This is a genomic window from Rhizobium sp. CFBP 8752 (assembly GCF_014842035.1).
Taxonomy (GTDB): domain Bacteria; phylum Pseudomonadota; class Alphaproteobacteria; order Rhizobiales; family Rhizobiaceae; genus Neorhizobium; species Neorhizobium soli.
In genome coordinates this window covers 147964-172126 of the sequence record NZ_JACYUZ010000003.1, presented here as the reverse complement: position 1 = coordinate 172126, position 24163 = coordinate 147964, and the positions used below count along the sequence as shown (strand labels likewise).

Genomic DNA, 24163 nt, shown 5'->3' with positions numbered 1-24163 from the left:
AACCTAGCGCCGGCCTAAAGGCGGGACTGATCCACCCACGCCAGCCAATGTCGCTTTCCGCTCGCTAGGCTTTCAATCGGCCAAAGAAAAACCCCGGCGAACCGGGGTTTCTGAAGAATAGCTATTTGGACGCCGCGGGCTTTCGTTTGAACAGCCCCTTCATGTTGTCGAACAGCTCGATCTTGGCGCCGTGGCGCTTCATGATCAGGGCCTGCTGCGACACCGAAAGCGTGTTGTTCCATGCCCAGTAGATCACGAGACCGGCCGGGAAGGACGCCAGCATGTAGGTGAAGACCAGCGGCATCCAGGTAAAGATCATCGCCTGTGTCGGATCCGGCGGCGTCGGGTTCATGCGCATCTGGATGAACATCGTGATGCCCATGATGATAGGCCAGACGCCGATCATCAAGAAATGCGGGACGTCGTAAGGCAGAAGACCGAACAGGTTGAACAGCGATGTCGGGTCCGGCGCGGAAAGGTCCTGGATCCAGCCGAAGAACGGCGCATGGCGCATTTCTATGGTGGTATAGATCACCTTGTAGAGCGCAAAGAAGACAGGGATCTGCAGCACCACCGGCCAGCAACCGGCGATCGGGTTGATCTTTTCTTCCTTGTAGAGCGCCATCATCGCCTGCTGAAGGGCCATGCGGTCATCACCGTGCTTGGCCTTCAGCTCTTCCATCCGCGGCTGCATGCGCTTCATGTTGGCCATGGAGGCATACTGCTTGCTCGCCAGCGGGAAGAAGAGCAGCTTGACGACGACGGTTGTCAAAAGGATTGCCACGCCGAAATTGCCCACGTGACGGAAGAAGAAGTCCATCAGTTTGAACATTGGCTTGGTGATGAAGTAGAACCAGCCCCAGTCGATCACCAGATCGAAATGCGGGATCTTGAGCTGCTCGACATACTGGTCGATCAGCGGAACTTCCTTGGCGCCGGCAAACACGAGGCTCTTCAGCTCTGTCGACTGGCCGGGAGCGATCGAAAGCGCGTCGCCCTTGTAATCCGCCTGGTAACGCGGCTGGCCGTCGGTGAAATGCGTGAAGCGGGATTCGAACGGCATCGCCTGTGGCGGCACGATCGTCGAGGCCCAGTATTTGTCGGTAATGCCGAGCCAGCCGCCGGTCGCCTTGGTGTTGGCGACAGCCTCTTCCTCGATATTGTGATAGGTATGTTCGCTGAGGCTGCCGTCTGCACCGAGAACGCCGATGAAGCCTTCGTGGATGACCCAGACGGACGGCGTTGCCGGCTTGTTGTAACGGGTCACGCGGCCATAGGAGGAGATCGAAACCGGCTCTTGGGTCGGGTTGTCGATCTTGTCGTTGACCGTGATCATGTAGTGTTCGTCGATCGCGATGGTGCGGTTGAAGACGATGCCCTTGTCGTTCGTGAACGACAGCGTCACCGGCGTTTCGCGCGTCAGCCGGTCGCCGCCAGCAAGCGTCCACCGCGTGCCGGAACCGGGTACGGTGCCGCTGGTGTCGCTGCCGATGTAGCCAAGCTCGGTGAAATAGCCGTCTCTGGTATCGGCCGGGGAGAATAGCGTGATGATCGGGCTCTTGTCGTCGACCGTCTCATGATATTCGCGAAGCTTCAGATCGTCGAAGCGAGCGCCGACCAGGTTGATGGAGCCGGAAACGGCCGCGGTCTCGATCGCAACGCGCGGAGACTTTGCAAGCGCCTCTTCGCGGGTAGCCGTCGCCTGCGCCTGGTTTGCGCCAGGAAGGTTGCCGGTCGAGGTTGCAGCGCCCGGGCTTTCCGGCGTGAAGTTCTGTCCGGCCTGCTCGGTGGTCTGCTGCTGCTGCGCAAGCCGTGCTTCGTCGGCGCGCTGCTGAGCTTCCATCCTCGGGTTCATATAGAGGAACTGCCAGGCAAGGACGATCATCACAGAAAGTGCGATCGCGATGAAGTAATTGCGGTTTTTTTCCATCATGCTTTCCTGGAAAGGGTCTCCTCGGACCGCTTCGATTTCGGCAGGCTTTCGATGCGCTCGATGAGCTGTGCCGTCATGTCTGCAAACGGGGTCTTGAGGACCTCCCTCCGCGCGACAATGACATAGTCGTGTCCGTTCTTCATTGCAAATGCGGCTGAGTGCCGAACCGCCTCTTTCAGGCGGCGGCGCATGCGGTTTCGTTCAACCGCGTTGCCATGCTTCTTGGTAACAGTAAATCCGACCCGCGGCGCTTCGTCCGGCTGATGTCGATCAAGGACTTCCAGAAGGAAAGTCCGGCCGCGTCGGGTTTCACCCTTTCGCACGGCAAGGAACTGCGGCCGGCTTTTCAGCCGCCCGGCAGTCTTCTTGTTCGTAGGTTCGGTCGTCATCGCCCGCTATCCGGGCATCCCGGCGTTAAGCCGAGAGACGAGCGCGGCCACGTGAGCGGCGAGCGGCAAGAACCTTCTGGCCACCCTTGGTTGCCATACGGGCGCGGAAGCCGTGACGACGCTTGCGAACAAGCTTGGACGGCTGGTAGGTACGCTTCATTTTTTTAATACCGCGGTGTGCGGCCCTTCTTGAAGTTTGCTTCGTTAAAAGCAAGAGCGTTTAGGAAACGTTCGGGCGCCGGCCGCAGTGCGACTGTGAGCCTTGTGAACGTGCGCGGCTTATAAGGGGAAGAGGCGCGAAAAGTCAATCGCAGCACCGCGATTGCGCTCGGTTCCGGGCAAGTGTCTGATGAAACTGGCTGGATTCTGGATGTCGCGTTAACGCTTGTGTCCACACGGGCTTTCCATGTCCTGTAAGCCTGACGGATGAAAACCGTGCTTTCCCGGAGTAGACCCCATGTATTTTCGTGGATTCGGGAGACTTCAGCCAGTTGCGAGGCAGCACTAGACTAGGCAGGCGCTCACTAATTGAGCTTTTGATCATCAATAAATGTTAATCTCTCAGTGCTATTTCTCGCACCATCAAGATGTAGGGGTTTAGGGCCCTCCGCATTTTTTAATTTGTCGCTTCGGGGGAATGCATTGTGAAGATAAGAGCCAAGATCAACATGCTCGTTGGTGTGATGAGCGTTGTAACCTGTGTCATCGGTGGCATATCGCTCTTCGCAGTCCAGAAATACAATCAGCAGACTAGAGACTATGCTGCTGTTGCGCAGCGCGTGTACCAGGGTGAGCATCTTAACCGCATGGTGACGGCCGTTGTTATGGATGCGCGGGGCGTCTATGCAGCCAAGGACGCAGCAAGCGCCAAGCCGTTCGGCGATGGTATCATGAAATCGCTTGCCGAAATCGAGAAGCTCATCGCCGCTTGGGGGCCGACCGTCCCGGCGGAGGAGAAGGAAATCTTCGACAAGCTCGTCGCGCGCTTCCAGGAATTTAAGGCCTTCCGCTCCGAGACTGCGCGTCTGGGCCAAGCCGAAGGGCCACAGGCCGCCAACGTTCAGGGCAATAACGACGCCAATCGCGCCAACCGCAAGGCTTACCAGGAGCAGATCGACGCAATCGTCAAGATCGACCAGGCGGCGATGGACAAGCTCAGCGCCGAAATCGACGGCTTTGGCGACATGATCTTCTACAGCGTGCTCGGCGCTACCCTGCTGGGTGTGATGGGTGGTCTGGCATTCGGAATTTCGCTCGGTCGCAAGCAGATAAGCCAGCCAATTCTCGAGCTCACGTCTTCGATGAAGCGCCTGGCCACCGGCGACTACGCTGCAGCTGTGCCCTTTGCCGGCCGTGCCGACGAGATCGGAGACATGGCCGAGGCCGTCGGCGTGTTCAAGAAGAACGGCCTCGAGGTGGCGCGGATGAGCGGTGCCGAAGCAGAGATGCGATCGAAGAACGATGATCTTCAGGCGCGCATGGCCAACGTCGTCGGCGCAGCGGTCGAAGGTGATTTTTCGCGGCGCATAGACAAGCAGTGGGGCGATGAAAACCTCGACCGGTTCGCACGCAATGTCGATCAGCTTGTCTCAAGTGTCGATGCAGGCGTGGCGGAAACGCGCCGTGTCATCGGCAGCTTGGCGGAAGGCAAGTTCGACGACAGCATGGCCGGCCATTTCAAGGGCGCCTTTGCCGAACTGCAGCAGAACGTCAATGCGACGATGGACACGCTGCGTGGCACCATGCGCAACATCCGTGCCGGAACCGGCGCGATGAACGACGGGGCATCCGAACTCAGCTCCGCCGTCAACGATCTCTCCAAGCGCACCGAGCAGCAGGCAGCGGCTCTGGAAGAAACCTCGGCGGCACTCGACGAGATCACAGCTGTCGTGAAGACCTCCACCGAACGGGCCACCGAGGCGACCGTGATGGTGAGCGAAGCCAAGACTAGTGCCGTGCAGTCCGGTGAGGTGGTGCGCAGCGCCGTCGACGCCATGGGCCGTATCGAGCAGGCATCGCGCGAGATTGCCCAGATTACCAACGTCATCGACGAGATCGCCTTCCAGACCAACCTCCTGGCGCTCAACGCCGGTGTCGAGGCAGCTCGTGCGGGCGAAGCCGGCAAGGGATTTGCCGTCGTCGCACAGGAAGTGCGCGAACTGGCGCAGCGGTCTGCCAGCGCGGCCAAGGATATCAAGGCGCTGATCGGCAAGTCCGGTGACGAAGTAGCGGCCGGCGTGCGTCTCGTCCAGAACACCGGCCATGCCCTGTCCGACATCGAATCCCGCGTCATCAGCATCAACGATCACATCAACTCGATCGCGGTTGCATCGCGCGAGCAGGCGACCGGCTTGGCGGAGATCAACAGCGCCATCAACCAGATGGATCAGGTGACGCAGCAAAATGCCGCGATGGTGGAAGAAACATCCGCCGCGACCTCGCGGCTTTCCGGTGAAGCGGACAATCTCTTCGCACTCGTATCCAAGTTCCGGATCGACGGCGAATCGTCGGGTCATCGTGCACCCGTCGCGGTCGCTTCCGGTTCTGCCTCTGCAAGAACACCGGCGCCCCGCGTGTCCCCAGTCAAGACCATGACCAAGTCGATCGCCCGCGCCTTTGGCGGCGGATCCGCCGCTGCGGCAGCGGCGCCGTCGGCAAGCGCGGACTGGGAAGAGTTCTGAGCCGAACCACCCGTGCAAGCGAACAGGGGCCCAGGTGGTATCGTCCATCCGGGCCCTTTGTTTTTGTCGGTTCTGTCGTGCTTCAATCTAGCCCAGGAAACGCTCCAAGGCCGACTTCCGGTTGGGGGGTGGAAAAAATGCGCCAGAAAGCTAGAATATGCAGATGATTGCAGCCACCACCGAACGGCTGGACAGGCGAGATAACGATGACGAGCCACATGGATGATGCGGCCGAAACTCCAAAGCAGGAGCAATCGGCGCAGACCGGAGCAGCCTCCAGGGCGTCTGCCGAGCAGATGCCGCAGCTTTTCCGTGGGCTCTCCGGTCGTCTTCTCTGGCTGACGATCGTCTTCGTGATGCTGGCCGAAATCCTGATCTTCATGCCGTCTGTTGCCGGCATGCGGATGAATTGGCTGCGTGACCGGCTGGATACTGCCGCTGCGGCCGGAATCGTCATCGACGGACTTCAACCGGCGGAACTGCCCCGCGCCGTGCAGGACGACACGCTTCTTGCCACAGGAACCAAGGTGATTGCGCTGCGCAAGGACGGGACCTCGCGCCTGCTGGCAGCAGTCGATGTGCCGCCGCAGATCGACGAGCAGTATGATCTGACCGATACGCCGCTTCTGGTGACGATGCGCGACGCGCTGGACACGCTGTTTTTGGGCGGCGGACGCGTCATGCGCATCTACGGCCCGATCGGAGAAAGTGACATGATCATCGAACTGGTCATGACCGACGATGCTCTGCGCAAGGATATGCTCAAATACGCGAAGATGATGTTTCTCCTGTCGCTGCTGATTTCGATCATCACGGCAGTTCTTATCTTCCTCGCCATCAACCGCATGATGATCCTGCCGATCCGGCGCCTGACGAAAAGCATGCAGAAATTTTCCGAGCAGCCGGAAGATCCTGCGCGTGTGTTTACTGCCGACCGGTCTCGTGGCGAGCTCGCCGTCGCCGGCCGGCATTTGTCGGCCATGCAGACTGAGCTGCAGCGGACGCTGAAACAACAGCGCAACCTGGCCGATCTCGGTCTCGCCGTCTCCAAGATCAACCACGACATGCGCAACATCCTTGCGTCAGCGCAGCTGATGTCGGACCGCCTGACCGATGTCGAAGATCCGATGGTGCGCAGCTTCGCACCAAAACTGTTGCGCACGATCGACCGCGCAGTCGGCTACACGACCGAAGTGCTGGCTTACGGGCAGGCCTCGGAAGCCGCGCCGAAGCGACGTAGGATTCTTCTCGCCGAACTTTTCCAGGAAGTCCGCGACATCCTGGCCATCGATCCTGATGCCGGCATCGAATTTCACGATCAGATCGCCGTCGATCTCGAGGTCGATTGCGACAGCGAACAGATCTTCCGGGTGATCCACAACCTCTGCCGCAACGCGCTGCAGGCGCTGGTGACGTTCGAGCCGGACGACAAGTCGATTGCGCGCCGCATCACGGTCTCAGCCCACAGGGTCGGCAGCGTCGTCAGCATCATGATCGACGACACCGGCCCCGGCATGCCCCGCAAGGCCCGCGAGAACCTGTTCTCGGCCTTCCGCGGTTCGGCCCGGTCCGGCGGCACCGGTCTTGGCTTGGTGATCGCACGCGAGCTTGTCCTTGCCCATGGCGGCACGATTGCGCTGGTGGAAAAGCCGACCGAGGGTACTCAGTTCCGCATCGAAATTCCCGACCGTCCCGTATCGCTGGACGACTACCGCGCCCGCGCCTGATCGCAAAATCACGCAAATTCAGGGGCTTGCGAACTATTTGACATGAAAATGACAGCCGCTGACCGAAAATCGCTTGCAATCCTTTGCCGCAGCATTTAGAGGATCGCCACGCAAGCAAAACACACTGCTTGCAGACGCACCCGTAGCTCAGCTGGATAGAGCACCAGACTACGAATCTGGGGGTCAGGAGTTCGAATCTCTTCGGGTGCGCCATTCTCTTCTTCCCAAAAATGTTCTCTCAACTCTCGGTCCGCCGGCAATCATTTTTGTTGATTTGTCGATAGGGGATATGCGACCTGCTGTTCCGTCAATTCGGAGCGAGAACCATGCAGAACGCAAACATGCTGTCATCGAGAGACGGTGGCTCCGGCGCTAGTGGGGGCATCTCCGGCTTTCTTTCCGGCGGTGTGAAGCCGGTCGCGGTGTTGTTCGGCATCTACTTCATACTCAGCATCGCCATTCGCGTGTCGCTTCCCAATTCGTTGACGCTCGACGAGGCTGAGCAGTCGCTCAACTCGCAGTTCTGGCTGCTCGGCTACGGACCGCAGCCGCCTTTCTACAACTGGGTACAGAACCTGTTCGTTGGCGCGCTGGACATCTCGCTGCTGTCGCTGGCGCTGCCCCGGTTCGGAATGCTGTTCCTGGTCTATCTGTTCATGGGCCTTGCCGCGCGGGAACTGCAGGTCAGCCGCAGCTTTGCCGGCCTTGCTATGCTCAGCCTGACGCTGCTGCCGCAGGTTTCCTTCATGCCGCAGCAGGATCTTACCCACACGATCGCGCTCCTGATGGCGACCTCCCTGTTTTTCTACGGTCTTTGCCGCACGCTGGTGCGTCCTGACTGGCAGGGATATGCGATCATCGGCATTGCGATCGGGATCGGTACGATCTCGAAGTACAATTTCGTCATCCTTCCTGCCGCGACCATCGTGGCGGTTGCGCTCGATCGGGACTGGCGCGCGCGTCTTCTTGATCCGCGCATGCTGCTTGCCGCCGTCATCTGCATTGCCATCGTCCTGCCGCACGCGGTCTGGCTTCTCGGCAATCTCGATCTCGCAACGCGTGGCACGCTCGGCAAAATGGTTGAGTCGGATGCGCCGCAGGGTATTTTCCGCGTCACCAAGGCGCTCGGATCGCTCCTCGTCGCCTGCCTCGCCTTCGGCGCACTGGCTGTCGTCGTGCTGGCACTTGCATTCAAGTCGTCGGTCAAACGGGCGGTCAGGGCAGGGGATCGCTGGACCACGCTGTTTGGCCGCATCATGCTGTTCTCGCTGGTCGGCGTGGTTGCGGTCGTCCTCGTGGCTGGAACGACACGGATCACCGAGCGCTGGCTCGACCCTTATCTGCTGGCGTTGCCGTTGTATCTGCTGCTGAAATTCGATCGCGCCGGGGCCGACCTTGGTTTGGGTTTCAAACGGCTGGTCCCCGTGTTTCTGGTGATCATGGTGGTCGTGCTGGTACCGGGGCCGGCAAAGGTTCTGACGGCAGGCCTGCTTGGACCTCCGGGCCGTATCAATATGCCGTTTGCTGACCTGGCAAAGCAGATCCGCACCGAGGATCGCCCGGCAACCATTCTGGCGCTCGGGATGCATCTTTCCGGCAATATCCGCATGCAGTTTCCCGATGTACCGGTGTTCGACATCGACAGTGCATCGGGCAAGCGCGCGATGCGGGATCTCGCGCCGCCGGTCCTGGTGATCGAGGCGGATGGAGACGGTGCCGTTGTCGAGCCGAAACTCGATGCGGCAATGCTGGAAAGCGCGACTGGTCTTTCCGCCACCGATTTCCGGACAAGGCTCGTTCCGTATCATCGCGCGCCGGACCGAAACATGGGCTTCCGGTACCTCTGGCTTCGCTGAGGCCGGTTTCAAAGAGATCATGCCGGTGAGATCCGGCAACAGGTTCAAGCGCGTCAGGGGCGAAACATGAGATGGAAACGTACGATCCAGTTGCTGGATGTCCATGCCGAAGGTGAGATCGGACGGGTCGCAATCGGTGGCGTCCCGAAGATCCCGGGCGATACGGTCGCAGCCCAGCTTGCTTGGCTGAATTCCGATCCCAAGGGCCACGAACTGCGCCGCTTCCTCTGCCTGGAGCCGCGTGGCGCCCCGATCGGTTCCGTCAACCTGCTGCTGCCGGCGAAGCATCCGGATGCGGATGCAGCCTTCGTGATTCTCCAGCCGGATCAGGCGCATGCCAGTTCCGGGTCCAACTCCATCTGCGCCACCACCGCGCTTCTGGAAGCTGGTATCGTCGAGATGAAGGAGCCCGAGACGGTTGTGACGCTGGAAACGGCTGCAGGCCTCGTCAGGGCCATTGCTACCTGTCGGGACGGACGGTGCGAGAAGGTGAAGCTCACCATGGTGCCGTCCTTCGTCCATCAGCTTGATGTGACGATCAGCACACCGCAATGGGGAGATATCACGCTCGACCTGTCCTACGGCGGCATCTTCTATGCATTGGTTGACGTCCATCAGATCGGCTTGAAGATCGAGAAGGGCAATGCCGCGGAACTGGTCAAGGCCGGCATGATCCTGAAGGATCTGGTCAACCGGCAGGTCGAGGTCGTGCACCCTGAAATTCCCGAAATTTCCGGGGTTGCTTATGTGATGTTTCGCGATACGGAGGCGGATGGCACGGTCAGAACCTGCACAACCATGTGGCCGGGCCGGGCAGATAGGTCGCCCTGCGGCACCGGCAACTCGGCCAATCTCGCAACGCTTCACGCGCGCGGCAGGGCAAAGGTCGGAGACAGCTTCATCTCGCGCTCCATCATCGGCACTCAGTTCGAAGTGGGATTGGCTGCCGAAACGACGGTTGCCGGTAAACCTGCGATCATTCCGACGATAGCGGGACGCGGGTTCACATTTGGTCTGCACCAGATCGCGCTTGATCCGTTCGACCCACTGGCCGATGGTTTCGCGATGACGGATGTCTGGGGTCCGTCAGCCGGAGAGATCTAAGCGGAGGCCGTTGGCGAGCCTTGCGTCGTCTCGACGGTCTTAGATATCTCTGCCGTTCTTGGCAGGAGTCTCAATGTCGCCCTGCTTCAGAACCAGCGTGTTCATACCCTCGTTCATGTCCTGCTTCGGCTGAGCGGGGATCATGCCGAGTTCCTGGAATTCCATGACCTTCTGTGCGCCGAACAGGTCGCCCTTCTCGGCAGCCTTGCGATAGAGGTCGACCGCCTTCTGCGCGTCGGCCGTAATGCCCTCGCCGCTTTCGTACATCAGGCCGAGGTTGATCATCGCATCGGTATTGCCGCGCTGTGCAGCCAGATCGTACCAGGCGATCGCCGTCTGATCGTCGGCCGGCAACATCGTGCCTTCGTCATAAATCGCGCCGATGTTGAACGCAGCGGTATCGTCGCCTTCAGCAGCTGCCTTTTCAAACCAGGTGAGCGCCTTGGTGACGTCGACCTGAGTTCCCAGGCCATCGCGATAGGCGACGCCAAGATTGTAGGCTGCGAGCCGGTTACCGCCGTTTGCGGCTTCGGTATAGAGACGGAATTCCTGCTGCTCGTCACCCAAGCGGCCCATCAGCATGCCGAAGTTAACCTTGGCTGCAGGGTAGTTCGCTTCGGCAGCTACATTATAAGCCGTCATCGCCTGATCGGCCTGTTCGGAATTGTTGAGCGCGCGGCCCAGCTGATAGGCGAAACGCGGGTTGCCGGTCGCCTCGTAAGCGGTGCGGCACGCATCAACGGCCTTCACGTCGATGTTTGCGATATCGACCGGAGCAAATGAACCATTGCGCTGCTCGTCGAACGGGCTGCCGGCAAGCTGGTCGCACTCGGTCTGAAGAGCTACAGTCACGAGGAGGTTGGAACGCTCTTGGGCACTCAGGGAAACCGTCAATGCACAGAAAGCTGCGGCAGCGCCTGCTGCAATTGCCAATCCCCTGTTGACTTTCGAATTAAGGGATTTCATCTTCTCGCTCCGGCTGGTAGAACTGTTCGATTGGTGGACGAACGCCGGAAATGCGGACTGGTTCCTGCCGATCTTAAGCTTTCATTGATAAATGGTATCCAGCCTGTGCACATTTGCGTGTAATCGGGGCGTGTAGTGATGGGGTTCCACACTATCGTCCGCGTCAGTTTGTTGTCGCGGTGATTGTTTTGAGCGGAATGTTGATGCTAAGGGGGATGAACTCTTCCAGCGCCAACAACCGCCCAGAGGCCCCATGAATACCATCAGTATCCGCCGCCCCGACGACTGGCATCTGCATCTGCGCGACGGCGCGGTTCTCGAAGGGGTGATCGGCGATACCAGCCGGCATTTCGCGCGCGCGATCATCATGCCCAATCTGGTCCCGCCGGTGGTCACGACCGCAGACGCAAGAGCGTACCGCGAACGGATCATGGCGGCGCTGCCTGTTGGCGACCGGTTCGAACCGCTGATGACGCTGTACCTGACGGAACAGACCGATCCCAATGATCTCGAAGACGGCAAGAACAGCGGCCTGATCACCGCAGTCAAACTCTACCCCGCCGGTGCCACCACCAACTCGCATGGTGGCGTGCGCGATTTCGACAAGGCGATGCCGGCGCTGGAGCGCATGGCAAAGATCGGCCTGCCGCTTTGCGTACACGGCGAAGTCACGACGCCGGACGTCGATATCTTCGACCGCGAAGCCGTCTTCATCGAGACCGTTCTCGATCCGCTGCGCAAGCGCCTGCCGGAACTGAAGGTGACGATGGAGCATGTGACCACGGCCGACGGCATCGACTATATCAAGTCGGCCGAATCCAATCTGGCCGGAACGATCACCACCCATCACCTGATCATCAACCGCAACGCGCTTCTCGTCGGCGGTATCCGCCCGCATTATTACTGCCTGCCGGTCGCCAAGCGCGAAAACCATCGCTTGGCGCTGAGAGCCGCTGCGACTTCCGGCGATGCCCGCTTCTTCCTCGGCACCGATTCGGCGCCGCATGTGGATCCGTTGAAGGAATGCGGTTGCGGTTGCGCCGGCATCTATACCTCGCTCAACACCATGAGCTGCCTTGCCCATGTGTTCGAACAGGATAACGCGCTCGACAAGCTCGAAGCCTTCACCTCGCTGAACGGCCCGGCTTGGTATGGTCTGGCGCCCAACGAAGAACGCATCTCGATGGTTCGCCAGGCTGATCCGGTTGCTTTCCCGGACAAACGGGACACGGGGGCTGGCCTCATCACCGTGTTTGATCCGATGTTTCCGCTGCACTGGGAAGTCGTTGAAACCTAAGCGGCATTTGGCAGGAAATTTAAGCTTGACGGTTGCTTGGTAATAATTTGGAGACAAACGGGAGATAGTTTTCCGCCCGTTACCTGACTTCGATCACCGAAGAGTTTGCCGGCATGACGCTAGACTATAAATCTCTTCTGCTTGCACTCGGCGTTTCTGCCGCGTGCCTGATGGTGACCTTGTTCGGCACCTGGTTTTCAAGGCGGACCGATTCTTTCCTGCTGACGCTGGTCATCGCATTGAGCATGACGGTAACCGGCATCTTCGCCTATGGCTTCTACACGGCCGAAGCCGGTACCCTGACCGCATCCGTCGCATACGTGTTCATGATCTCCGGCCTCAGCGTTATCTACGGTGCCTCCGTCCAGTTCCGCACCGGTGCAAAGCCCTGGCGGCTTGCCGCACTTTTGGCGCTTGCGGCGATCGCCCCGGGGCTGCCGCTGATGATCGGCGGTCTCGACGGGCTGGGCTTCATCCTGATGAACATTGCAGCAGCGCTGCTTCTTGGCGGTACGGCATGGCAATACTGGCTGGCGCGCAGCGAAGCGCCCGGTCCGCTGACCGGCATGGCCATCCTTTATGCGATGAGCGGATTTTCCTTCGTTCTGTGTGCATCCGTCCTCATAGCCAACCAGCAGTGGGTGCTGGGTCACGCCCCGAACAACTGGGCCGAGACGCTCAATATCGGCATCTGCATCGCCGGCATGACAGGCATCGGCGCGCTCTCGCTGGCGCTTCACCAGTGGCGCATGGCAGCGCTGCATCGGCGCGAGGCAATGACCGATGCGCTGACCGGACTGATGAACCGCCGCGCCATGTTCGAGCGCAACGGCGGTCGGATGCTGGGCACCTCCAGCGCAGTCATCGTGTTCGACATCGACCGTTTCAAGACAATCAACGACCAGTACGGTCATGCGGTCGGCGATGAAGTGCTGAAGATCTTTGCCGAGGATCTGCTGGTGGAAACGCCGGGCCCCAACACCGCGCGACTGGGCGGCGAGGAATTCGCCGTCATTCTCGACAATGTTCTGCCGGGGCGCGCCGAGCGGATCGCCAACGATATCCGCAATCGTTTCGGTGCCCGTGACATCACGGTCGGGGTTGACCGCGTGCGCTGCACGGTCAGCGCCGGAATCGCGGTGGGTTCCCAATCGGGCGTGCTTTTCGAAACTGTGCTCAGTCTCGCCGATGCGGCACTTTACGAAGCAAAGCGGGCCGGGCGTGACCGCGTCCAGGTCTCAGGCTACCTGCGGTCAGTGTCGTCGGGCGAAAATCGCACCAGCGCCTGAAAACGCCTGAATTCAGTAAATCGTACCCGCCTTGCGCTGGCGCGGTCTCCCGCTTGCTGATATTGCGGCGCGTGGTTTCTAGATGCAGTTCCGACAAGAATGTCATGCGGTCTTACCGCCGGGACTTGCGACACGATGAATCGAGCAAAGGAGCGGGCGCATGATTCAGACCACATTTCCGGACCGTAGCGTTATGGCCGAACTCATGGCCAAGATGCTGTGGGAAATCGGTGCGGTGCATTTCAATGCCGAAAAGCACTACAAGTTTGCCTCAGGCATGATGAGCCCGGTCTATATCGATTGCCGCAAGCTGCTGTCCTACCCGCGCATCCGCTCCACCATCATGGATTTCGCCGTGTCGACGCTTCTGCGTGACGCCGGCTTTGAAAAATTCGATTGCATCGCAGGCGGCGAGACCGCCGGCATTCCGTTCGCTGCCCTTCTGGCAGACCGCCTGGCGCTGCCAATGATCTATGTGCGCAAGCAGCCCAAGGGCCATGGCCGCAACGCCCAGATCGAGGGTAACCTGCCCGAAGGTTCACGCGTCCTCGTGATCGAGGACCTGACCACGGCCGGCGGTTCGATGTTCAAGTTCATCGATGCCATCCGCGCTGCCGGCGGCGTCGTCGATCATGGCATGGCCCTGTTCTACTACGGTATCTTCGACGAGGGCGCGCTGCGTTTTGCCGATGGCAAGGTGCAGTTCCACCACATTGCCACATGGCGCAACGTGCTTTCGGTCGCCCGCGACCAGAAGCTGTTCGACGAGAACACGCTGTCGGAAGTCGAGGCATTTCTGGATGCCCCGCTGGCATGGTCGGCCCGCAACGGCGGCATCAGCGAACTGCCGCGCTAAGCATTCGCGGAACGCGAGCTTTTGCTCTGGTCAACGGACAAAAGCTCGCTTATTCCTGTCGAAAACAGGCAAATTCCTTGGGAGGAAATCCATGATCCTGTGCTGCGGCGAAGCTCTTATCGACATGCTTCCGCGTGAAACCACGCTTGGCGAAAAGGGCTTTGCGCCCTATGCCGGTGGCGCCATTTTCAATACGGCCATCGCGCTCGGGCGCCTCGGCGTGGACACGGGCTTCTTCACAGGCCTTGCCGACGACATGATGGGCGATGTGCTGCGCGAGACGCTGCGCGGCAGCAATGTCGATTTCAGCTACTGTGCCATCACCGCCCGCCCGTCCACCATTGCCTTCGTCAAGCTGGTGGATGGCCATGCCACCTACGCCTTCTATGACGAGGGCACGGCCGGCCGCATGATCACCGAGGCCGACCTGCCAGCGATCGGCGACGATTGCGAAGCCCTGCATTTCGGCGCGATCAGCCTCATCCCGGAACCCTGTGGCTCGACCTACGAAGCGCTGATGGCCCGCGAGCAGGGCAAGCGCGTCATCTCTCTCGATCCGAACATCCGTCCCGGCTTTATCAAGGACAAGGCCTCGCATCTCGCCCGCATCAACCGCATGGCGGCGATGTCGGATATCGTCAAGTTTTCGGATGAAGACCTTGCCTGGTTCGGCCTTGAAGGCGATGAGGACACGCTTGCCCGCCACTGGCTGCATCACGGCGCAAAGCTCGTCGTCGTGACCCGCGGCGCCGATGGTGCAGTCGGCTACACCGCCAATCACAAGGTGACCGTGCCGAGCGAGAAGGTGACGGTGGTTGATACCGTCGGTGCCGGTGATACGTTCGACGCCGGTGTGCTGGCCTCGCTGAAAATGCAGAACCTGCTCACCAAGACACAGGTCGCAAGCCTGTCCGAAGATCAGATTGCGGCCCTTCTGGCGCTCGGCGCCAAGGCTGCGGCAGTCACCGTCTCGCGAGCAGGGGCGAACCCGCCGTTTGCCCACGAGATCGGGCTCTGACAAGGACCGTGTCGCCTGCCAGCTGTCCTCGTTGAAGAACGAGGCAGCGGCAGGACAGGCTTAATTTGGCATCGGGATGTTTTGCATCACATTGGGCCAAAGGCCAGTAACGCCAATGAAGATCAGATAGAGCGCCACCACGTAATTCAGAATGCGCGGCATCAGAAGGATGACAATCCCCGCGATGAGCGCGACGAGCGGCTGTATGAAGACGATCGATTGCATTGTCTTGGCTCCTGGTCAGACTATGGGCGTTTCGCCAGCAACGGCAGAAGTGTCCGCGCCTTCACAAACTCGGTGAGGAGCTATTGGTTGCTCGGAGCGCCAATCACGACGAGTGCGGCATGCGCTTCCGTGGTATCAAGGATGAGCCGGGCGAACCCGGCTCATCCTAAGGCGTCTCAGCCAATCAATGCCTTCACCAGACCTTGCGTCGAGCCGTCCTGGTCGTCAGCGGCGGCCTTGCCCTGCACGACTGGCAAAAGACCGGTCGCCAGTTCCTTGCCAAGCTCCACGCCCCACTGGTCGAAGGAATTGATGCGGAACAGCACGCCTTCGACAAAGACCCGGTGCTCGTAGAGCGCGATCAGCCGGCCGAGCGCAAACGGCGTCAGCTTGTCGTAGACGAAGGTGATCGACGGGCGGTTGCCGGTGAAGACCCGATGCGGCGCGATGTGGCTGGCCTTCGCCTCGTCCATGCCGGCCTTTGCCAGCTGCGCCTTGGCCTCATCCAGTGTCCGGCCTTTCATCAGGGCCGCCGACTGCGCCAGGCAATTGGCGATCAGCAGATCGTGCTGATGGCGAAGCTCCGGCTCGAAGCCAGTCTTTGCAATCATAAATTCGGCCGGAATGACGCTCGTGCCTTGGTGGATCAGCTGGTAGAAGGCATGCTGGCCATTGGTGCCGGGTTCGCCCCAGACGACCGGGCCGGAATTGCCCTCGACCGGGGTGCCGTCGATCGTCACGCCCTTGCCGTTCGATTCCATGTCCAGCTGCTGAAGATAGGCCGGAAAGCGCAGCAGCCGCTGGTCGTAGGGCAGGATCGCGCGGGTCGGGTAATCCAGCACGTTGCGGTGATAAAAGCCGATCAGGCCGAGCAGCATCGGCAGGTTCTGCGCGGTCGGCGCCGTGCGGAAATGGGTGTCCATCGCATGTGCACCATCGAGAAACTTGCCGAAGTTTTCAGGACCGACGGCAAGCATCAGCGGCAGGCCGATCGCCGACCAGATCGAGTAGCGACCACCGACCCAGTCCCAGAAGCCGAACACCCGGTCGGAATCGATGCCGAAGGCCGCAACCTTGTCGAGCGCCGTAGAGACCGCGCAGAAGTGGTGCTTCACCGCATCGTCGCCCAGCTTGTCGGCGATGAACTTGCGCGCCGTGGCGGCATTGGTCATCGTCTCGATCGTCGTGAAGGTCTTGGACGCCACGATGAAGAGCGTCGTTTCGGCGTCGAGATGCTTCAGCGTGTCGGCAATATGGGCGCCATCGACATTGGAAACGAAATGCGCGCGCGGGCCGTCATGGAAAGGTGCAAGAGCCAGCGTTGCCATGACCGGGCCGAGATCGGAGCCGCCGATGCCGATATTGACGACGTCGGTGATCGCCTTGCCCGTTGCGCCCTTCAGGCTGCCGGAGCGAATGCCGTCTGAAAATTTGCCCATCGCCGCAAGCACGGCGTTGACGTCAGGCATCACGTCCCGGCCATCGACCATAACAGGCGTGTTGGAACGGTTGCGCAGGGCGGTGTGAAGAACGGCCCGGTCTTCCGTGAAGTTGATGGCAACGCCCGAAAACATCTCATCGCGCTTTTTCGCAACACCGGCAGCTTCCGCCAGCGTCTCGAACAGGGCAAGGATCTCTCCGTTCACCGCAGTCTTGGAATAATCCATGATGAGGTCATCGAAGCTGACGCTGAATTTCCCGAACCGGCCGGGATCAGCAGCGAATGCCGCGCGGATATCCGTGGCATTTGTCTTCTCGGCAGTGGATTTCAGCTCGTTGACGATGGTCTGCATGGACGTTCCTCGCATTCGGATGGATGCGTGGGAACCTATTCGCTTTCGCGTTCAAATCAAGCGCTGCGCGCGATGTTCGCTGCGTGCCTGGACTTCTGGCCTTACGGAACGATGGCACTTTCGGCCGTGTTGCCGATGGCGCGGCCGAAGCGATCTACCTGTTCGGCGTAGTTGCGCCGCGTGCGCGGGTCGAAGATCGAGATCGGTGTTGAGACGGCAACGCTTGCCGCACTGCCAACCGTCTGCGCCGTGCCGAGTGCTACGGCACCCAGACGCTCGCCAAGTCCGACATCGCTGTCGGTCACTTCCTGGCCGGCGATCAGCCGGTTGCCGATCAGCTTCACGACATCCGGGCTTGAGGCGAACTTGCCGTGGTTGAGCGGATCGTTCCCCTTCAGCGCCGTCAGATCGAGCACGGTAATACCGGCCTTCTCGAATTCGGTACGATAGGGTTCGACGGTCGGATCCACCTGCCCGAGCCGATCAATATTGCCCGAAATCCGTCGCGACAGATTGAGCGCACGGTCATCGCGCGAAACGAACAACGTGAATTTCGGATGCTTGGGACCAAGCGCCGAGAACTGGTTGGTGAACACGTCGACATCGAGATCCGGCGAGGCAAGGATGACGTTGGTGATCTTCGGTGCCACGCGACCGTCGCGGATCGCCATCTGGCGCAGCGCCTCGACTGTCAGCCATGAACCCATCGAATGCGCCATGATCGTCACTTCGCTGACCTGGGAATCCTTGGAAAGCCGGCTCAGCATGTCTTCCAGCGCGTCGCGGGAATAGTTGGTGCTTTCCTTGTCGTAGTTATAGGCAAAGATGCTGCCGCGCGAAGGCCATGTGAAGAGGACCGGTGCCACATCGGTTCCGCTGTCGTGGACGATCTGGGCGAACCTGTAGACGGCGTCGTCGTAGCGGTTGTTGAACCCGTGCACGAACACCATTACCCGTCGGCTTTTCGGCAGGTTGCCGCGCAGCCACTCACTGGCGCGCTGCGGCGAGAGCGGCGTGACCGAAAGCGTCGCAAATTCCTTGGTCGGATCCGCCACGATCTTTTTCGGCCACTGGACCTCGCCGATCTTGCGGACGGAATCGGGGGGTATCGAGACGCTGATTTCGGTCACGCTCGGGGTCTTGTCGCGCTCTCCGGAAAACAGCACGCCCGGCGTCTCGGAGGGTCGGCGGGTGGTGGCGACGAGAACGTCTACCTTGGATATGCCCTTGGTTTCCGCAGCCCCTGCCGCGGCTGGAACGAGCACGCCTTCAGGCCGCCCGGCGCAGCCCGAAAGGGCGGCTGCCAAGAGCGCAGCAATGACGATGCAACGAAAGGGTCCAGCGCTTCTATCCAAGCGAACTCCACATGCCAAAAGTTAATTATCCTCAACGGCTAACGGAGCAGGCGTCCAAGGTCCACCTCAAACGGGTGATCTCTCCTCGGACGGGGGGCAGTTGGGCAGCGCTTGTCGCAGCAGCGCAACGAATGGCTATTGCCGAAGCTCGCGCCGCAGAATTTTTCCGACATTCGTTTTCGGCAGCGCGTCGCGGAACTCGATAAAGCGAGGGCGCTTGTAGTTTGTCAGGTTGGCAATGCAGTGCGCCTTGATATTGGCCTCGGTCAGTTCCGGATCCCGGCGCACGACGAACACCTTGACCGCCTCGCCGGAATGTTCGTCCTTGACGCCAACTGCTGCGCATTCCAGCACGCCCGGATGGCTCGCCACGACTTCCTCAACCTCGTTCGGATAGACGTTGAAGCCGGAGACAAGGATCATGTCCTTCTTGCGATCGACGATCTTGATATAGCCGGCAGCGTCCATGTAGCCCATGTCGCCGGTGCGGAAGAATCCGTCCGGGGTCATCGCCTTCTCCGTCTCGTCCGGCCGGTTCCAGTATCCGGCCATCACCTGCGGGCCGTGGATGCAGATTTCGCCGACGCCGCCGAGTTCGACCTCCAGCCCGTCGTCGTCGCGGATCGAGATATCGGTAGACGAGATCGGCAAGCCAATCATGCCGGTGAATCCCTGGACATCCATCCGGTTGGCGGTGGCGACCGGCGACGTCTCGGACAGGCCGTAGCCTTCGGTAATCGGGCAACCGGTCATCTCAAGCCAGCGCTCGGCGACCGGCCGCTGCACCGACATGCCACCGCCGAACACAAGCAGCAGCGCCGAAAAGTCCAGCTTCTGGAAATCGGCATTGTTCATCAGCGCATTAAACAGCGTGTTGAGCCCGGGGAAGACGTGGATCTTGTATTTCTGCAGATCCTTGACGAAGGCCGGGATATCGCGCGGATTGGCAATCAGGATATTGTGGCTGCCGGTCGCAACCCCCATCAGCGAATTCACCGTCAGCGCGAAAATGTGGTAGAGGGGTAGCGCGCACAGGAACTGCAATTGCGGCGGACGCGGCTTTGTCAGGAAGGCGGTGTCCAGCCACAGGCCCATCTGCGATGCGTTGGAAAGAAGATTGGCGTGCGTCAGGATCGCGCCCTTGGAAACACCCGTCGTGCCGCCCGTATATTGCAGGAACGCGACATCCTGAGGTCCCACATCCTGCGGCGTCAGGGTTTGGCCCGATCCTTCGGAGAGCACCTGCTTGAAGCTTGTGGCCGAGGGTAACGACCAGTTTGGAACGAGCTTCTTGACCTTTCGCACGACGAGATTGACGATATGGCCCTTGAGGCCCAGCATGTCGCCCATCGTTGCTACGACCACATGCTTCACATCGGTGCCAGCAAGCGACTGTTCTACCGTATGGGCGAAGTTTTCCAGTACGAAGAGCGCCTTGGCACCCGAATCCTCCAGCTGGTATTGCAGTTCGCGCGGTGTGTAGAGCGGGTTGACGTTGACGACCGTATAGCCTGCCCGAAGGATGCCGTAGACAACGACAGGGTTCTGCAGGATGTTCGGCAGCATCACCGCCACCCGGTCTCCCTTTTGCAAGCCCGTCGATTGCAGCCAGGCGCCGATCTTGCGGCTCTCGGCTTCAAGCTCGCGAAAGGTGATGGCCTTGCCCATGCTCGAGAAGGCCGGGCGATCGGCATAACGGGCGCAGCTATTTTCGAAGAGAGCGCCGAGCGAAGCATGTGCCAGGGGTGGGATTTCTGGGGGAACGCCGGGCGGGTAGCTGGCAAGCCAGATCTTTTCCCTCGCTGTGGCGGGCTGCTTGGACAATTCGCTCATCTGCGTCTCCTCCCATATCGATCTGCGCGCATCAGGCGCAGCTGGCTGGCGGCTTCCTCCTCCGCCGGCCATCGTCGATGATTATGCCATGCGTCAGCCCCAACAGACCAGCGCAACCTATCGTGAATTGCTATCTAACTTTGACGTAAGCGTCAATGTGCCGAGACTTGATACTCGACAAGCTTTTGGACGCAAAGTGCGGAACCTCCACGGCCGCAAGCCGTTTTTCAACCATAACGACACGACAAAAAGGAGTTGCGTTATGATGCATCATGAACCGCGTGCGGGGCAGGACCCCTATGTCAAGGATACCGTTTCGCTGATTGCCAGCGACAAGGTCGAAGGCACCGCAGTTTACGGCGCCGATGGCAAGCGGATCGGCTCGATTGCGCGAATTCTGCTGGAGAAAAAGGGTGGCCGCGTTGCCTACGCCGTCCTGAGCTTCGGTGGCTTCCTTGGCATTGGCGACGATTACTATCCGCTGCCGTGGGAAAAGCTTCACTACGACGAGGAGCTGGACGGTTACCGGATCGACCTTACCAAGGACCAGATCTCCGGCGCGCCGCGCTACAAGGATATCGACGACGACAGCTTCTACAGCGCCAAGGACAAGTCGGTCTACGACTACTACGGCGTCCCGCCATACTGGATGTAGTCGCTCAATAAGCTACTTTTGATCGAAAGGCCTCGCCGCGTGCGAGGCCTTTTTGCGTTTCCGTTCAATCCAGCCTCAGCACCATCTCGGACTGCGTCAGCCGGCTGCGTCGCCATCCGATGCGGCGCATGAAGGGATCAAGCAACCCGGCTGCAATATTCTCTGCCGTATATAGCCTGCGACCGGGATAGCGCGCCGCGAGGCTGTCGGCCAAGGCGCGGCCGAGACCCTTGCGCCGTTCCGCCGGATCGACCGCGAAACCATAGATCCGCACGTCGTGCTTGGTATCATCAAGCAATGCGACCGCCTTTGTCCCGATCGAAAAGCTCTTCAGCGGCGAACCGGGATGGCGGAAACAGACCGGATCCGTCTGCCATGTCGGGTGTGCATCCGCAAAACAGAACAGCATCGCGGCCACTTCCATCTGGTCGCATTCGGCTGCTGCTTGCACGTCCGGTACTGGCCTTGTCCGGCTGCGGCTGAAGCCAACCTGCCTGCGGGACGTCTCGAAGCCGAGTGACAGATAAAGGTCACGAGCGCGGATATTGGAATCGATCACTTCGAGGATAAGGACGTCATCGCCCCGTGCCCTTGCAGCGGCAATCGCATCCGTCATGACGCGGGTCCCGAGGCCCTGACCGCGGATCGTCGGGCCGATGCCGAGCGCACTGACGCGCGACCGTCGCCCCCGTCGCGCAATCAGCAGGGTCCCGGCGGGCTTGTCACCGTCGAAAAACACTTCGCTTGCTTCAGGGTCGACATCTTCACGCGCCATGCGCAAAGCTAACGCCTCAGGCGAAATCGTGAATTTCACCACGTAGCCGCGAAAGCCTTCGGTGAAGGCGGCGGCTGCATCCTCCATCGTTGTTTCCGCAAGGCTGCGACGCGTGACGGCTTCCGTTCGCTGCATTGATCAAGACCTCCACCCACCGACACTGTCTACAGAACGTTGGAGGGTGCGCCTTTCTCGAAATTCTCCACATGGTCGATGACCTGTGCCCAGAGCGATTGCATCGCCTCGTCGCTTGCCCAGGCGACATGCGGCGTGACGATCACGTTCGGCCGGTCGAGAACGGCAAGCAGCGGATTGTCCGGTGCCGGAGGCTCCTTCGTCAGCACGTCGAAGCCCGCCCCGCCGATCAAGCCCTCGTTCAGTGCCGTCACCAGGTCGGCCTCGTTCACCAGCCCGCCGCGCGCCGTGTTGATGACCAGCGGCTTGCGCTTCATCCGCCGGAATTCCGCGATGCCGATCATATCGCGGGTCTCGGGCGTCAGCGGCATATGAAACGTGATGATATCGGCGCGCTCGAGCACCTCGTTGAACGCCGTATAGCCCGGCGCAACCTCCGTCGATCCCTTGCGAGCGGCAAAGAGCGGGGTCATGCCCAGCGCTTCGCCGATCCGTGCCACGGATTTGCCCAGCGTCCCGCCGCCGAAAATGCCGAGCGTCGAGCCGGCAAGATCCTTGATCGGATGGTTGAAGAAACAGAACTGGTTCGCCCTCTGCCATTCGCCATCGATCACGTCCTGCCGGAAGCCGATGATCGAGCGGCGCACCGCAAAGATCAGCGCGAATGTATGCTCCGGAACCGTGTTGACCGCATAACCGCGCACGTTCGAAACGACGATGTCGCGCTCCTTTGCCGCTGCCAGATCGATCACGTCATAACCTGTGGCGGCGACCGCAATCATCTTCAGCCGCGATGCCTGCGCGATCGAGGCGGCACGCACCGGCGCCTTGTTGGTGATGACGATATCGGCATCGGCAATGCGCGCTGCGACCTTATCTTCCGGCGTCTTACCGTATTCGATCCACTCATGCGCAAACCCCGGCCTTGTGATCGTTACCGAAGGGCCGATCGTGTCGCGATCCAGGAATACGATCTTCAGCACTGGCTTTCCTCCTCTGGCCTCACCGGATTTCTCGTATAACATCCGTCATGCCGCGTGGAAGGCGGAAACTGCGAGAGTGGGCATGGCGGAAATACTGGAGCTCGATTGCGTCGTCATCGGCGGCGGTGTGGTGGGGCTGGCGATCGCGCGTCGCCTTGCGCTCTCCAGCCGCGAGGTGATCGTGCTGGAGGCCGAATCACTGACCGGCAGCATTACCTCCGCCCGCAACAGCGAAGTCATCCATGCCGGACTCTATTACGCGACAGGAAGCCTCAAGGCGTCACTTTCAGTCGCCGGCAAACACAGTCTCTACCAATACTGCGAGGAGCGCGGCATTCCCCACCGGCGCTGCGGCAAGCTCGTCGTTGCTTCCAACGAGACAGAGGTCGCCTATCTCGACAAGCTGCTGAAGCAGGCGTGGGCGAATGGCGTCGAGGATTGCCGGCTGGTCGACGGCGCGGAACTGGCGGCCATGGAGCCTGATATCCGTGGCTTCAAGGCGCTGCTTTCACCCTCGACCGGCATTATCGACAGCCACCGTCTGATGGAAGCCTATATCGCCGATATCGAGAACAACGGCGGCAGCATCGTCCTCAACTCGCCGGTTCTCAGCGGCACCTTGCGGGGCGATTCGGTACGCCTGTCGGTCGGTGGAGCCGATCCTGTCGATGTCGACGCAAAGCTGGTCGTCAATGCGGCGGGCCTCGGCGCGTGGGGCATTTCCGCCGGTCTCGAAGGTCTCAACCCCACGACCATCCCCGAACGCCATTATGCCAAGGGATCCTATTTCTCCCTTTCGGCCCGCGCGCCAGCGCAACGGCTGATCTATCCGGTGCCGGAACCCGGCGGGCTCGGCGTGCATCTGACGCTGGACATGGCCGGTCAGGCACGGTTCGGCCCTGACGTCGAATGGGTGGAGAGGGTCGACTATGACGTCGATCCCGATCGATCGCAGAAGTTCTATTCCGCCATCCGCCGTTACTGGCCGGGCCTTGCCGATGGCACGCTTGTTCCCGCCTATTCCGGCATCCGCCCCAAGGTCGTCGGTCCCAAGGGAGGCGGCGGGGGAGATTTCATCATTCAGGGACCGACGCAAACGGGCCACCCGGGGTATGCGGCGCTCTACGGAATAGAGTCGCCCGGGCTGACATCGTCGATGGCAATCTCCGAATATCTAGAAAAACTAATATATTAACGATTTCGCGAGGTTTGGGAACGCACCTCTGCGAGCCTCGTTCAGCTTTTGTGAAGGAGTAAAGCTCATTGTTTCGCTCAGTACGGGCGATTCGCCCG

Annotated in this window: 20 protein-coding genes and 1 tRNA gene; 11 read left to right on the top strand and 10 right to left on the bottom strand. The window is 60.4% G+C overall.

Annotation, left to right across the window (positions count from 1 at the left end):
* Window positions 1-121: 121 nt before the first annotated feature.
* The 3 genes from yidC to rpmH are packed head-to-tail and all read right to left on the bottom strand — an operon-like array spanning window position 122 to window position 2482.
* A complete protein-coding gene (gene yidC, locus IFT59_RS16760) occupies window positions 122-1930 on the bottom strand; it encodes a membrane protein insertase YidC (RefSeq protein WP_062453972.1) in 1809 nt (602 codons plus the stop codon).
* Complete coding sequence (rnpA, locus tag IFT59_RS16755) at window positions 1930-2322, bottom strand: ribonuclease P protein component (RefSeq protein WP_062453971.1); 393 nt, start codon at window positions 2320-2322, stop codon at window positions 1930-1932. The genes yidC and rnpA overlap by 1 nt, the downstream gene beginning before the upstream one ends.
* A gap of 25 nt (window positions 2323-2347) precedes the next feature.
* Entirely contained in the window at window positions 2348-2482 is a 135-nt protein-coding gene (gene rpmH / locus IFT59_RS16750; RefSeq protein WP_062578914.1) for a 50S ribosomal protein L34, read from the bottom strand.
* Window positions 2483-2966: 484 nt separating this feature from the next.
* Between rpmH and IFT59_RS16745 the strand changes: the two genes are divergently transcribed.
* From IFT59_RS16745 to IFT59_RS16725, 5 genes are all read left to right on the top strand, one after another.
* On the top strand, window positions 2967-5003 hold the full coding sequence (locus tag IFT59_RS16745) for a methyl-accepting chemotaxis protein (protein ID WP_192087588.1): 2037 nt from the start codon (window positions 2967-2969) through the stop codon (window positions 5001-5003).
* 206 nt (window positions 5004-5209) lie between these two features.
* Entirely contained in the window at window positions 5210-6730 is a 1521-nt protein-coding gene (locus tag IFT59_RS16740) for a sensor histidine kinase (RefSeq protein ID WP_430255847.1), read from the top strand.
* 136 nt (window positions 6731-6866) lie between these two features.
* Window positions 6867-6943: transfer RNA gene (locus IFT59_RS16735), tRNA-Arg, on the top strand.
* A 113-nt stretch (window positions 6944-7056) separates the two neighbouring features.
* The gene (locus tag IFT59_RS16730) at window positions 7057-8586 is read left to right on the top strand and encodes a glycosyltransferase family 39 protein (RefSeq protein WP_162734929.1); all 1530 of its coding nucleotides are present in this window, start codon (window positions 7057-7059) and stop codon (window positions 8584-8586) included.
* 66 nt (window positions 8587-8652) lie between these two features.
* Window positions 8653-9690 carry a 4-hydroxyproline epimerase gene (locus IFT59_RS16725; protein WP_113109420.1) on the top strand — a complete coding sequence of 346 codons (1038 nt, stop codon included), beginning with the start codon at window positions 8653-8655 and terminating at the stop codon, window positions 9688-9690.
* Window positions 9691-9729: 39 nt separating this feature from the next.
* On the opposite strand, the gene IFT59_RS16720 is transcribed toward IFT59_RS16725, so the two are convergent.
* Window positions 9730-10656, bottom strand: coding sequence for a tetratricopeptide repeat protein (locus IFT59_RS16720; RefSeq protein WP_082471820.1), 927 nt, complete (start codon window positions 10654-10656; stop codon window positions 9730-9732).
* 253 nt (window positions 10657-10909) lie between these two features.
* Between IFT59_RS16720 and pyrC the strand changes: the two genes are divergently transcribed.
* The 4 genes from pyrC (at window position 10910) to IFT59_RS16700 (ending at window position 15116) form a co-directional block, all read left to right on the top strand.
* Window positions 10910-11953 (top strand): dihydroorotase, encoded by a 1044-nt coding sequence (pyrC, locus tag IFT59_RS16715; protein ID WP_192087587.1) that lies wholly within the window; start codon window positions 10910-10912, stop codon window positions 11951-11953.
* 113 nt (window positions 11954-12066) lie between these two features.
* Window positions 12067-13242, top strand: a complete 1176-nt coding sequence (locus IFT59_RS16710; RefSeq protein WP_192087586.1) for a GGDEF domain-containing protein — start codon at window positions 12067-12069, stop codon at window positions 13240-13242.
* 160 nt (window positions 13243-13402) lie between these two features.
* Window positions 13403-14098 carry an orotate phosphoribosyltransferase gene (locus tag IFT59_RS16705; RefSeq protein WP_062453965.1) on the top strand — a complete coding sequence of 232 codons (696 nt, stop codon included), beginning with the start codon at window positions 13403-13405 and terminating at the stop codon, window positions 14096-14098.
* Window positions 14099-14189: 91 nt separating this feature from the next.
* Entirely contained in the window at window positions 14190-15116 is a 927-nt protein-coding gene (locus IFT59_RS16700; RefSeq protein WP_192087585.1) for a carbohydrate kinase family protein, read from the top strand.
* Between the two features lie 60 nt (window positions 15117-15176).
* Here IFT59_RS16700 and IFT59_RS16695 read toward each other — a convergent pair whose 3' ends face one another.
* The 4 genes from IFT59_RS16695 to IFT59_RS16680 form a co-directional block, all read right to left on the bottom strand.
* Window positions 15177-15341 (bottom strand): DUF3096 domain-containing protein, encoded by a 165-nt coding sequence (locus IFT59_RS16695; protein ID WP_082471821.1) that lies wholly within the window; start codon window positions 15339-15341, stop codon window positions 15177-15179.
* Window positions 15342-15517: 176 nt separating this feature from the next.
* Window positions 15518-17134 carry a glucose-6-phosphate isomerase gene (gene pgi, locus IFT59_RS16690; RefSeq protein ID WP_192087584.1) on the bottom strand — a complete coding sequence of 539 codons (1617 nt, stop codon included), beginning with the start codon at window positions 17132-17134 and terminating at the stop codon, window positions 15518-15520.
* A 101-nt stretch (window positions 17135-17235) separates the two neighbouring features.
* Window positions 17236-18489, bottom strand: coding sequence for an alpha/beta hydrolase (locus tag IFT59_RS16685; protein ID WP_192087583.1), 1254 nt, complete (start codon window positions 18487-18489; stop codon window positions 17236-17238).
* Window positions 18490-18624: 135 nt separating this feature from the next.
* A complete protein-coding gene (locus IFT59_RS16680; RefSeq protein WP_192087582.1) occupies window positions 18625-20322 on the bottom strand; it encodes a long-chain-fatty-acid--CoA ligase in 1698 nt (565 codons plus the stop codon).
* Window positions 20323-20584: 262 nt separating this feature from the next.
* Here IFT59_RS16680 and IFT59_RS16675 point away from each other — a divergent pair, with 262 nt between their 5' ends.
* Window positions 20585-20977 (top strand): PRC-barrel domain-containing protein, encoded by a 393-nt coding sequence (locus IFT59_RS16675; RefSeq protein WP_062453961.1) that lies wholly within the window; start codon window positions 20585-20587, stop codon window positions 20975-20977.
* Window positions 20978-21041: 64 nt separating this feature from the next.
* Here the strand turns inward: IFT59_RS16675 and IFT59_RS16670 are convergent, their stop codons facing one another.
* Together IFT59_RS16670 and IFT59_RS16665 are read right to left on the bottom strand one after the other, a co-directional pair.
* The gene (locus IFT59_RS16670) at window positions 21042-21887 is read right to left on the bottom strand and encodes a GNAT family N-acetyltransferase (protein WP_192087581.1); all 846 of its coding nucleotides are present in this window, start codon (window positions 21885-21887) and stop codon (window positions 21042-21044) included.
* Between the two features lie 29 nt (window positions 21888-21916).
* Window positions 21917-22867: a D-2-hydroxyacid dehydrogenase gene (locus tag IFT59_RS16665; protein ID WP_249407645.1), complete on the bottom strand. Its 951-nt coding sequence runs from the start codon at window positions 22865-22867 to the stop codon at window positions 21917-21919.
* 85 nt (window positions 22868-22952) lie between these two features.
* Here IFT59_RS16665 and IFT59_RS16660 point away from each other — a divergent pair, with 85 nt between their 5' ends.
* The gene (locus tag IFT59_RS16660; RefSeq protein ID WP_197978147.1) at window positions 22953-24065 is read left to right on the top strand and encodes an NAD(P)/FAD-dependent oxidoreductase; all 1113 of its coding nucleotides are present in this window, start codon (window positions 22953-22955) and stop codon (window positions 24063-24065) included.
* The last annotated feature ends 98 nt before the right edge of the window (window positions 24066-24163 follow it).